Source organism: Pseudomonas sp. HLS-6 TE3448 (assembly GCF_053629555.1).
This window is the reverse complement of record NZ_JBRJIO010000001.1, coordinates 1,958,015-1,969,525: the sequence shown is the minus strand read 5'-3', so window position 1 is coordinate 1,969,525 and position 11,511 is coordinate 1,958,015. Positions and strand designations below refer to the sequence as shown.

The 11,511-nt window shown below is 62.2% G+C and carries 8 protein-coding genes; 7 read left to right on the top strand and 1 reads right to left on the bottom strand.

Going from position 1 to position 11,511, the window contains the following annotated elements; all coding sequences use genetic code 11:
- Positions 1-94: 94 nt before the first annotated feature.
- From AB7M23_RS09100 to accC, 6 genes are all read left to right on the top strand, one after another.
- On the top strand, positions 95-1,711 hold the full coding sequence (locus tag AB7M23_RS09100; protein WP_454240650.1) for a diguanylate cyclase: 1,617 nt from the start codon (positions 95-97) through the stop codon (positions 1,709-1,711).
- 107 nt (positions 1,712-1,818) lie between these two features.
- Entirely contained in the window at positions 1,819-3,780 is a 1,962-nt protein-coding gene (locus AB7M23_RS09095; RefSeq protein ID WP_454240649.1) for a methyl-accepting chemotaxis protein, read from the top strand.
- 113 nt (positions 3,781-3,893) lie between these two features.
- Entirely contained in the window at positions 3,894-5,675 is a 1,782-nt protein-coding gene (locus AB7M23_RS09090) for a protein-disulfide reductase DsbD (protein WP_454240648.1), read from the top strand.
- A gap of 172 nt (positions 5,676-5,847) precedes the next feature.
- Complete coding sequence (gene aroQ, locus AB7M23_RS09085) at positions 5,848-6,300, top strand: type II 3-dehydroquinate dehydratase (protein ID WP_065757952.1); 453 nt, start codon at positions 5,848-5,850, stop codon at positions 6,298-6,300.
- Between the two features lie 90 nt (positions 6,301-6,390).
- On the top strand, positions 6,391-6,849 hold the full coding sequence (accB, locus tag AB7M23_RS09080; protein ID WP_065757951.1) for an acetyl-CoA carboxylase biotin carboxyl carrier protein: 459 nt from the start codon (positions 6,391-6,393) through the stop codon (positions 6,847-6,849).
- A 17-nt stretch (positions 6,850-6,866) separates the two neighbouring features.
- Positions 6,867-8,228, top strand: coding sequence for an acetyl-CoA carboxylase biotin carboxylase subunit (gene accC / locus AB7M23_RS09075; protein ID WP_065757950.1), 1,362 nt, complete (start codon positions 6,867-6,869; stop codon positions 8,226-8,228).
- 63 nt (positions 8,229-8,291) lie between these two features.
- On the opposite strand, the gene AB7M23_RS09070 is transcribed toward accC, so the two are convergent.
- Entirely contained in the window at positions 8,292-10,172 is a 1,881-nt protein-coding gene (locus tag AB7M23_RS09070) for a sigma-54-dependent Fis family transcriptional regulator (protein WP_454240647.1), read from the bottom strand.
- A 280-nt stretch (positions 10,173-10,452) separates the two neighbouring features.
- On the opposite strand from AB7M23_RS09070, the gene AB7M23_RS09065 reads away from it, so the two are divergent.
- Positions 10,453-11,511 carry an ATP-NAD kinase family protein gene (locus AB7M23_RS09065; protein ID WP_065757948.1) on the top strand — a complete coding sequence of 353 codons (1,059 nt, stop codon included), beginning with the start codon at positions 10,453-10,455 and terminating at the stop codon, positions 11,509-11,511.

The following is an 11,511-nucleotide window of genomic DNA, read 5'->3' as shown; positions in this document are numbered from 1 at the left end:
GAATTTGACGCAAGACACGCGAACGCCTGAAAAGTAGTGCTAGCATAGAGCCATCACTGGAACTCAGCCTCACCCCTATATAAGTAGTCAGGACATGACCGAGCCAGAAGACCCAAATCGTGAGCGCCTCAAACAGCACTTTGCCCAGCGGGTCATTCACCAGGCTCGGCAGATACTTGAGATCTGGCAACGCCTGCAGCGTAGCGAGTGGTCGAGCAATGACCTCGGTGAACTGTGCGAAGCCAACCTGCGACTGCAGCGTTATGCCGAGCGCTTTGACCAGCCTGAGCACAGTCAACTGGCCGAGGCAATAGGGCAAACCCTGAAGGCCATAGAGGCCAACGGTGCACGCCTGAGCAGCGGCTTGATCAATGAACTCAACCGCCTGATGCAACGCCTGTCGCGCACTGGCTTGCGCCAGGGCGACCAGCTTGAGCAGACCCCGCTGCCGCCGCTGCGCAAGCCGGTTTACATCATGCTGCAAGACCATGACCGGGCAGAGCGACTGGCGACGCAATTGGAGTTCTTTGGCCTAGGGGTACAGGCGCTGAACAGCGCCGAAGCCTTTCGGGCCTCGATGGCCGAGCGTCTGCCGGCCGCCCTAGTCATGGACGTCGACTTCACCGGCAGCGGGCAAGGCCTGCATCTGGCAGCCCAGGCCCAACAGGGGCTGGAGCAGCCCCTTCCGCTATTGTTCTTCAGCCTGCACGAAACCGATACGCCGACGCGCCTGGCTGCCGTGCGTGCTGGCGGCCAGGAATTCCTGACCGGCACGCTGGAAGCCTCCAGCCTGCTGGAAAAGGTCGAACTGCTGACCAGCGTGACTCAGTACGAGCCGTTCCGGGTACTGGTCATTGATGATTCGCGGGCTCAAGCCATCTACACGGAGCGCTTGCTGAACAACGCAGGCATCGTTACCCGCACCCTCACCGACCCGATTCAAACCATGGCTGAGCTGGCCGACTTCCAGCCAGACCTGATCATCCTTGATCTGTACATGCCGGGCTGCACGGGGCCAGAGCTGGCCAAGGTCATCCGACAGAACGATCGTTATGTCAGTGTGCCGATCATTTACCTGTCGGCCGAGGACGACCTGGACAAGCAGCTCGAAGCCATGAGCGAGGGCGGCGACGACTTCCTGACCAAACCCATCCGTTCGCACCATCTGATCACCACGGTACGCAACCGTGCGGCACGGGCGCGCAACCTCAATGCACGCATGGTCCGCGACAGCCTCACCGGCCTGTACAACCACACGCACATCCTGCAATTGCTGGAAGACTGCAGCTTCCGCGCCCGTCGCGAAGAGCGCCCACTGAGCTTTGCAATGCTCGACATCGACCACTTCAAGAAGGTCAACGACAGCCACGGCCACCCCATGGGCGACCGCGTGATCAAAAGCCTGGCGCTGTTTCTGAAGCAACGCCTGCGCAAGACCGACTTTATTGGTCGCTATGGCGGCGAAGAGTTTGCGATCGTCATGCCCAATACGGACCTGAATGCCGCACACAAAGTACTGGATGAGATCCGCCAGCGCTTCTCCGAAATTCATTACCCGGCTCAGCCGCGCGACTTGTACTGCACGTTCAGCGCCGGGGTTGTACAACTGAACGATGGGCTCGATGCGTTGAGCATGGCAACCGCCGCCGATGAGGCGCTGTACCGGGCCAAGGCTGCAGGGCGCAACACCGTGCTGCGCAGCGAACCATAAAGGCAATGTGCCAGTTTTTTTAGTTCTTCCGCGCCTTCGTCATAACCTCGTAACAAAAACGCAATAACTTCAGAGGCTTACCATTCAGCCGTTGGTAGACCCTGGATATGCGCCTGAAGCTGCTTACCAATCTCAACACCTTGTTGCTGGTCACCGTCTGCCTGGCCTTGGGCGCGACACTGTGGTGGTCACAGCATGCGCTGGAGCGCCCCTATCTGCTGATGGAGCGCTACCTGGGCCTGTCCCAGCAGTTTCAGAACCAGGCCGCGCGCAACATTCAGGACTACCTGAATAGCGGCGATGCGCTGCGCCATGCTGAAGCACAGCAGGCTATCGTCGACTTGCAGGCACAACTGAGTGTTCTCCCCGACGACCTGGCCGCTCGCCTGCGCCCAAGCCTGGACAGCCTGCAGGCGTTTACCGGCTCCGAGCTGCTGGCCGCCGGCAAGCTTGCCGGCGACCCTCAGGCCCTGTTGCTGCAAGCCGAACGCGAGCTTGGTGCTGCACTTGAACAACTGGCGCAGTATGCCCAGAGCAGCAATAGCCCCGACGCTGGGCACTACCCACAAGCGCTGCTCAATGCCAGCGTGCATTTGGGCAGGCTCTCACTGGCACGCGACAAGTTGGTCAGCAGTGGTCGCAGCGAACTGGCCGACGAGGTCGAGCGCGAGCTGCAAAGCATCGTCGGCCAAGCCCGCGCACTCGACCAGTTGCCATTGCTGGGTGTCACCGCCAGCACGGCCTCGAGCACAGACGACTTCGCCGCGCTGATGGGCTTGCAGAGCGAAACCACCGCCGTCGCCGAAGACAGCGGCATCGCCCTGAAACGCGAGCTTAACAGCCTGCTAAGCCGTTATCCGGGCGAGCTTCAACGCACCCGCGAACAGATTCAGCGCCGCGCCGAGCTGGCCAACAGCACCCATGAGCGCATTGCAGCGGTACAACAGGCGATTGCCGAACTGGAGCCAGGCGTGCGTAGCCAGCACGCGCAAATACAGGGTGAAGTACGCCTGATTCAGGGCGGCATGATTGCCATGATCCTGCTGATTGCCCTGTTGATCGACACCCTGCAGAGACGCTTGGCGCGGGTGCTGACCAACCTCTCCCCGGCACTGTCGCGCTGGGCGGAAGGCGACTTCAGCCAAACCATCGCACTGGGCGCAACCAACCGCGAGTTGCGCGATATTCAGGACTCGCTCAATCGCCTGCGCATCTATCTGGTGGAACTGGTTGGCACCTTGCGCAGCAATGCCGAACAAGTGGCCGGCAGCAGCCATGCCCTGGCCGACATGAGCAGTGCCCTGCACGATGGCGCCGAGCGCCAGGCCGGAGATACAGCGCAGATACGCGACGCGCTGGGTGAGCTGGAGGCCACGATTGTCCAGGTCGCTGGCGATGCCAGCCAGGCTGCCGATGCCAGCCGCAGTGCCGGGCGTGCCGTCGAGCAGGGGCAGCGAGTCATTGGCCAAAGCCTGACCGGGCTGCACTCGCTGGTCGGCGAGGTGCAGGGCAACGCCCAGATGATCGAACAACTGGCTCAGGAGTCGGCAACCATCGGGGGTGTACTGACGGTGATCCGCTCGATTGCCGAACAGACCAACCTGCTGGCCCTCAACGCGGCCATCGAGGCCGCACGGGCTGGCGAAATGGGCCGGGGGTTTGCCGTGGTCGCCGAAGAAGTCCGCTCGCTGGCGCAGCGCACGACGGGGGCTACTGGAGAAATTCAAACGCTGATCGAGCGCTTGCAACAGGCCGCACGCCATTCGGTGGAAGGTATGCGTGCGCAGGTTGAACATGCTGAAGCGACCGCCAGCCAGGCCCAGGCCGCCGACGGCGCACTGGATGAAATCGTCGGGGCAATCCAGACCATCGCTGCCACCGCCGAGCGTATCGCAGATGTCACGGCTCAACAGAGTGGCGCGGTCAGTGAAATTCGTGATCACAGCGAGCGCATCCACACCTTGGGTGAAGACAACCTGCATCGTATCGGCGAGGGCCGTGAACAGGGCGAACAGTTGCTCAGGCTGGGGGGCGAACTGAACGCTGCCGTTCGCGCATTCAGGGTTTGAGTGGCGCACCGGATGCCTGTAAAGGCATCCGCGGGATGTAAGGGGGTGCGCGGCGCCTGCACGTCTCGGCACACTCCGCTATGATGCGCCCATACCCGTTCCGCGAGATTGTCATGCGCCGTCTGCTTTGCCTTCTGTTTATGCTCCTGGCCCTGCCCGTTGCCGCCGCCGGCCTGCTCGACAGCCGTCCGAGTGCAACGCTGGGCGCCACCACGCTGAACAACAGCGCCGATTTCCTCCCAGTACGCGAAGCGTTCAAGCTCAGCCTGGTCAAGGACGATACGCAGTCCATCACCCTGCGCTTCGTCGCCGCCGAGGGTTACTACCTCTACCGACACCGCTTTCAGTTCCGTAGCGAACCCGCCGACATTGCACTGGGAAGCGCACAGCTGCCCAAAGGCGAAGCCAAGCACGACGAATTCTTCGGCGATGTGGAGGTGTATCACGGCATCCTCGACATCACCCTGCCACGGGGCGCCGATAAGCGCGCCTTCACCCTGCTGGTGACCTACCAGGGCTGCGCCGACAAAGGCCTGTGCTACCCACCGGAAACTGAGCGCCTGAGCATTTCGGGCAGCGGCGCGGCGCCAGCAGACACGGCCAAAACCAGTACCCATACCGACTGGAAAGCCTTGCTGCTGTTCTTCCTCGCCGGCGTAGGCCTGACCTTCACCCCGTGCGTACTGCCAATGCTGCCGATTCTCTCCGGCGTGGTGTTGCGCGGCCATATCGGTGGGTGGCGAGGCTTGAGCCTGTCACTGGCCTACGTCCTGCCGATGGCCGCCTGCTTTGCCCTGCTGGGCGCATTGATGGGGCTGTTCGGCGCCGAACTGAACCTGCAGGCGCGCCTGCAATCGGCCTGGATACTGGTGCCGTTTTCGCTGTTCTTCGTGGTCTTTGCCCTGGCCATGTTCGGTTTGTTTGAACTGCGCTTGCCGCTGGCCGTGAGCACCCGCCTCGACCATATTGCCGGGCGTACACGCGGCGGCTCACTGCTTGGTGCGGCGGTGCTTGGCATCCTCTCCAGCTTGTTGGTATCGCCCTGCGTATCCGCACCATTGGCCGGCGCCCTGCTGTACATCAGCGCCAGTGGCGATGCGCTGGGCGGCGCGCTGAAGCTTTTTGCCCTGGGCCTGGGCATGGGGGCGCCGCTGCTGTTGGTCGCCACCGGCGGTGCCGCCTGGCTGCCAAGAAGCGGCCCTTGGCTGGTCACCGTGAAAAATGCCATTGGTGTCTTGCTGCTGGGTCTGGCCATCGGCCTGCTAAGCCGGATATTGCCGGGCGAAGTGACCCTGGTGCTGATCGGCTTGCTGACGGCGGGTGTCGCACTGTTCCTCGGTGCCCTTGAGTTCATCGAGAAAAGCCCGGCCCGACGCCTGACGCAATTGCTCGGCCTGTTACTGCTCGCCTATGCAGTGGCCTGCTGGTATGGCGCCTTCAGTGGCCAGACCGACCCGTTCAGGCCACTGGGCAAAACGCACCTGCCAAGCAGCGCCAGTGCCATCGCCAGCGCCCAGGCCGACGCGTGGCAGAAGGTGCGCACACCCGCAGCACTCGACGCCGCCCTGGCCGAGGCCAAAGCAGCAGGGCAACCCGTGGTGCTGGATTGGTACGCCGACTGGTGCATCAGTTGCAAGGTGATCGAGCGCGAGGTACTGAGTGCGCCTGCTGTCCAGGCGCACCTGGAGGGCTTTCGCTTGATCAAGTTCGACATCACCGAGAGCACCGCTGAACAACGTGCCCTGCTCGACCGCTACCACCTGTTCGGCCCACCTGCGCTGATGTTTTTTGCGGCGAACGGCAGCGAAAAAACCGACGCCCGAGTGGTTGGCGAGACAAACGCCGGCGAATTTGCTGAGCATCTGTTGCGCATTCGTAGCGAACTACGTCTATAACTTGCTGTGGTCGTAAAAAAGCGGCATGCATGACCAAAATTAACAAAATGGTCATATATTTTGCGTGAATCTCGCTCATCGTGCTGGCTATTGCAGGTAACTGGACACTGCCCCGTGCTTGCGGCATAGTCGCCGCGCTGATGTGTTCGCACGAATAAAAAAGGATCCGCAGATGGCAACGCTACTGGTACTGCATGGCCCCAATCTGAACCTGCTTGGCACCCGCGAGCCTGGTGTTTACGGTGCCGTGACCCTGGATCAGATCAACCAGGACCTGGAACAGCGCGCCCGTGCCGCTGGCCACCACTTGCAGTACCTGCAGAGCAATGCCGAATACGAGTTGATCGACCGTATCCACGCCGCACGCAACGAAGGCGTGGACTTCATCCTGATCAACCCGGCGGCTTTTACGCACACAAGTGTCGCATTACGTGACGCGCTGCTGGCGGTGAGCATCCCATTCATCGAAGTGCATTTGTCTAACGTGCACAAGCGTGAACCTTTTCGCCATCACTCCTACTTTTCAGATGTCGCCGTAGGCGTGATCTGCGGCCTGGGCGCTAGCGGTTACCGGCTGGCCCTGGAGTCTGCACTGGAGCAATTGGCAGCGAACGCAAAGCCCTGATAACGAGTACCTGGCCCATTGGCCGGGCTCATAGAAACGTTTGATTACACGTTTATACGCCCCTGACCGAACCTTGGGAGTTGATGATTCATGGATATCCGTAAAGTCAAGAAACTGATCGAACTGCTGGAAGAGTCCGGCATCGACGAGCTGGAGATCAAGGAAGGCGAAGAATCCGTACGGATCAGCCGCCACAGCAAGACGCCAGCTCAGCAGTACTACGCGCCAGCCCCTATGGCTGCTGCCGTCGCACCTGCCGCTGCACCCGCTGCTGCAGCCCCGGTTGCCGAAGCTGCCGCCGCGCCAAAACTGAACGGCACCGTGGTTCGCTCGCCAATGGTCGGTACCTTCTACCGCAAGCCTTCGCCAACCTCGCCAAACTTCGCTGAAGTTGGCCAGACCGTGAAGAAAGGCGACACACTGTGCATCGTCGAAGCCATGAAAATGATGAACCACATCGAAGCTGAAACCAGCGGTGTGATTGAATCCATTCTGGTAGAAGACGGCCAGCCGGTTGAGTTCGACCAGCCGCTGTTCACCATCGTTTGAACCGCGGAGAGCCAACGATGTTGAAACCTGCGAAGTTGGAAAAAGTTCTGATCGCCAACCGCGGTGAAATTGCCCTGCGGATCCTGCGTGCCTGCAAAGAGATGGGAATCAAGACCGTCGCCGTACACTCCACGGCTGACCGCGAGCTGATGCACCTGGGCCTGGCCGACGAATCGGTTTGCATCGGCCCGGCTTCGGCCAGCCAGTCCTACCTGCACATCCCGGCAATCATCGCCGCGGCTGAAGTGACCGGCGCTACCGCCATTCACCCAGGCTACGGCTTCCTCGCGGAAAACGCTGACTTCGCCGAGCAGGTAGAAAACTCCGGGTTTGCCTTCATTGGCCCGAAAGCCGACACCATTCGCCTGATGGGCGACAAGGTTTCGGCCAAGGACGCCATGAAGCGCGCCGGTGTACCGACCGTACCAGGCTCCGACGGCCCACTGCCGGAAGACGAAGAGACTGCACTGGCCATTGGCCGTGAAGTCGGCTATCCGGTGATCATCAAGGCCGCCGGTGGCGGTGGTGGTCGCGGCATGCGTGTGGTGCACAAGGAAGAGGACCTGATTGCCTCGGCCAAACTGACCCGTACCGAAGCCGGTGCTGCGTTCGGCAACTCCATGGTCTACCTGGAGAAGTTCCTGACCAACCCACGTCACGTGGAAGTTCAGGTACTGTCCGACGGCCAAGGCAATGCCATCCACCTGGGCGACCGTGACTGCTCGCTGCAGCGTCGTCACCAGAAAGTGCTGGAAGAAGCACCAGCACCAGGCATCGACGAGAAAGCCCGTCAGGAAGTCTTTGCCCGCTGCGTCCAGGCGTGCATCGAGATCGGCTACCGTGGTGCTGGCACCTTCGAGTTCCTCTACGAAAACGGCAACTTCTACTTCATCGAAATGAACACCCGTGTTCAGGTGGAGCACCCGGTTTCGGAGATGGTCACAGGCATCGACATCGTCAAGGAGATGCTGAGCATCGCCGCTGGCAACAAGCTGTCGTTCACCCAGGAAGACGTCGTGATTCGCGGCCACTCGCTGGAATGCCGGATCAACGCCGAGGACCCGAAGAAGTTCATCCCGAGCCCAGGCACGGTCAAGCACTTCCACGCGCCAGGCGGCAACGGCATCCGTGTCGATTCGCACCTGTACAGCGGCTACAGCGTACCGCCGAACTACGACTCGCTGATCGGCAAGCTGATCACCTACGGCAAAGACCGCGACGAGGCCATGGCCCGTATGCGCAATGCCCTGGACGAGATCGTCGTTGATGGCATCAAAACCAACATTCCACTGCACCGCGACCTGGTGCGTGATGAAGGTTTCTGCAAAGGCGGCGTAAACATTCACTATCTGGAACACAAACTGGCTAACCAGGAGTGATCCGAAAGTGATGCGCAAAAGCCCCTGACCGAAAGGCCAGGGGCTTTTTGTTTTATCGGGGACTCACGTACGCGGCGCCTGCATCCTTGGCATTTCAATGCCATGTTCATGCACCCGTCGGTACAACGTCGCCCGCGAGATTCCCAGCGCGCGCGCAGCATCACCCGGTTTCCAACGATGACGCACCAGCGCGTCAAGCAGCACTTGCCGCTGCGGGCTGACCCGCTGCTGCTCGGGTGCCGGGCACTGCGCACCGCGCACGTCCAGCGGCAGGTCCTCCACCTGCAAGGTGCCGGCACTGCATACGGCACAGGCATACCGCAACACCTGCCGCAGTTGACGCAGATTACCCGGCCAGCGGTAGCTCAACAGGCACTCCAGCGCCGCCGCCCCAAGCCCCACCTGCACACCACAGGCTTTCGCCTCCTCTTCCAGCACCTGATTGATCAATACCAACAAGTCACTACGCTCGCGCAACGGCGGCAGTTCAAAACGGGCGTTGGCCAGCCGAAAGTACAGGTCCTCTCGAAAACTGCCTGCAGCCACCATTGCAACCAGGTCGCGGTGCGTGGCGCAGATCACCTGAATATCCACCCGCTCACGCCGTGAAGCCCCAAGAGGGGCCACTTCACCCTCAGCCAGCACCCGCAGCAAACGCGTTTGCAGACCTAGCGGCATGTCACCGATCTCGTCGAGAAACAGCGTACCGCCATCAGCCTGCTGCAGCAGCCCACGCATCCCTTTGGTCGAGGCCCCCGTGAAGGCTCCGGCGACGTAGCCGAACAACTCACTCTCGATCAGGCTCTCGGGGATTGCCGCACAGTTGAGCGCCACAAAAGGCCCTTCCGCTCGCGCACTGCGCTGATGCAACTGGCGGGCAAAAACCTCCTTGCCCGAGCCTGTCTCACCCTGGACCAGCACCGCCAGGTTGCAGTCCTTGACCCGCGTCGCCAGGCGCAAGGCTTCCGTCACTCGCGGATCGACCGCAAGCTGTCCAATTCGGGTCGCCCGCCGCACTGGCTGGCGTCGTGGCGAACTGACCCGGGCGTGTACTTCGCCACCGGCGGCAGTCCAGTTCAAACGCTGGGCCGCCTCGTCGGTCGCGGCCCGCAGGGTCTCCAGGTCGAACAACTGGCCAATGTGCTCCGGCACCTGCCCGCACTGCTCAAGCACCACCCGCCGGGCCACACTGTTTAGCGCCTGCAAGCGCCCGTCGGTATCCCAGGCCAGGAGAAAGTCTGGCTGGCTGTCGACGTAGCCGGGCGCACTGTGAGCACGCAACACCCAATGCTGTTCGGCGTTGTGCATGAAAAAGGCGTTCTCGATCTCACGCGCACTCTGGACCACCATCTGCCGAATCAAGTGCTGGCTGCGACGGTCGTCCGGCGATTGCAGCGCCGAGACATCGAGCACGCCCAACAGGGCGCCCTGAGGGTCAAATACCGGGGCAGCCGAGCAGGTCAGGCCGATGAAGGCTGCTCGAAAGTGATCGCGCTTGTGCACAGTGACCGGAGCCTGACTGGTCAGTACCCCAGCCACGCCACAAGTGCCCTCCTCGCCTTCCGACCAACAGGTACCCAGGTACAGGCCCGCCTTGCGGCAGTCATTGCGAATCGTCGACTCGACGCGGTAGTCGATGGTGCGCCCCTGGGCATCGGTCAACAGCACACAGTAGTCGGCATCACGCACCCGCCCATGCAGGCGTGCCACAGCATCACTGGCGATACGCAGGAACAGTTCGGCACGCTCGCGGCATTCATTCAGCGAGCTTTGCGAGAGGATACGTGGCCCTTGCAGCGAGGCCGGGTCAAGACGGTGCTGCTCCATGGAGCGGCGCCAGGAGTCGAGGATAGGCGCCGGGACCGGCGCTTGAGGCAGACGATCGGCATTCTTCAGCACACGGCTGACGCAATCGACGTGGGCCTTGGAGTTCGCGGCAAGCATGGGGCCTCCGGTTCTCGTGTTCTTGTCGTTATGCGGCTCATTAAGCGCCCATTGCCGGCCCTCGACAAGCACTGCCTGCGCCATGGCCTTTGTGAGACGCAGCGTCTCGGCGTCTCAGCCAACAGCCCCTGCGCCTGACACCCAGCGTCTTGCCGCACCGTGCCACGCGCGCGCCAAATCTCGCTACAAAACCGCTCTGGAACGGCCCTTTGCGCATCACTCAAGGCACCTTGGCACCGCGCTTGCTCTAGCCCTGACAAACAAAACCAAAGGTGTGCCCATGAGCCATCCCGTTCTCACCGTAGGCATCATCGCCAACCCGGCTTCGGGTCGCGATCTGCGCCGACTGACTGCCAACGCTGGGCTCTATTCCAGCACCGATAAGGCCTCGGCCGTGCAACGCCTGTTGGCGGCCTTTGCCGCGACTGGGGTTGACCAGGTGCTGCTGCCGCCAGACATGACCGGTATCGCCGCTGCCGTACTCAAGGCGGGCCTCGGGCCACAGGCTGCCCAGCAGCGTTGGCCACAGCTGCGCATCCTCGACATGCCGCTGCGCCAGACCGTCGAGGATACCCGCCTGGCCGCCCGTCTGATGGTCGAACAGGGCGCCACGCTCATTGCGGTGCTGGGTGGCGACGGTACCCACAAGGCAGTGGCGGCCGAGGTAGGTGACATCCCACTACTGACGCTCTCCACCGGTACCAACAATGCCTTTCCGGAACTGCGCGAAGCCACCAGCGCCGGCCTGGCCGGTGGCCTCTATGCCAGTGGCCGGGTGCCGGCACCGGTCAGCCTGCGGCGCAACAAACGCCTGCTGGTGCGCGAGCCCAACCGAGGTATCTGTGAATGGGCGCTGGTGGACGTCGCGGTGTCGCCACAACGTTTTGTCGGTGCCCGCGCCATCAGCCGCACGGAAGACCTTGCGGAAGTCTTCGTGACCTTCGCCGAACCTCATGCCATCGGCCTTTCGGCGCTGTGCGGGCTGTGGTGTCCGGTACCTCGAAATGCCCCCGAGGGCGCCTGGGTACGCCTGCACCCCCACGCCGACCAGGCCCTGCTGGCACCGCTGGCACCAGGCCTGCTACTGGGCTGCGGAGTCACCGCCGCCGGCACCCTGACACCTGGCGTGGCCCACTCACTGAGCCTGGCCAGCGGCACCCTGGCCCTGGACGGTGAACGCGAAATCGAGTTCAGCGAGCAGGACCGCCCCACTATCACCCTCGACGGCCATGGCCCGTTGAGCATCGATGTCGAAGCGGTGCTCGCCTACGCCGCCCGCCATCGCCTGTTGGCCGTTGGCCGTGAACACCCGCAACACCCTGCGAATCAACCGTGCTGA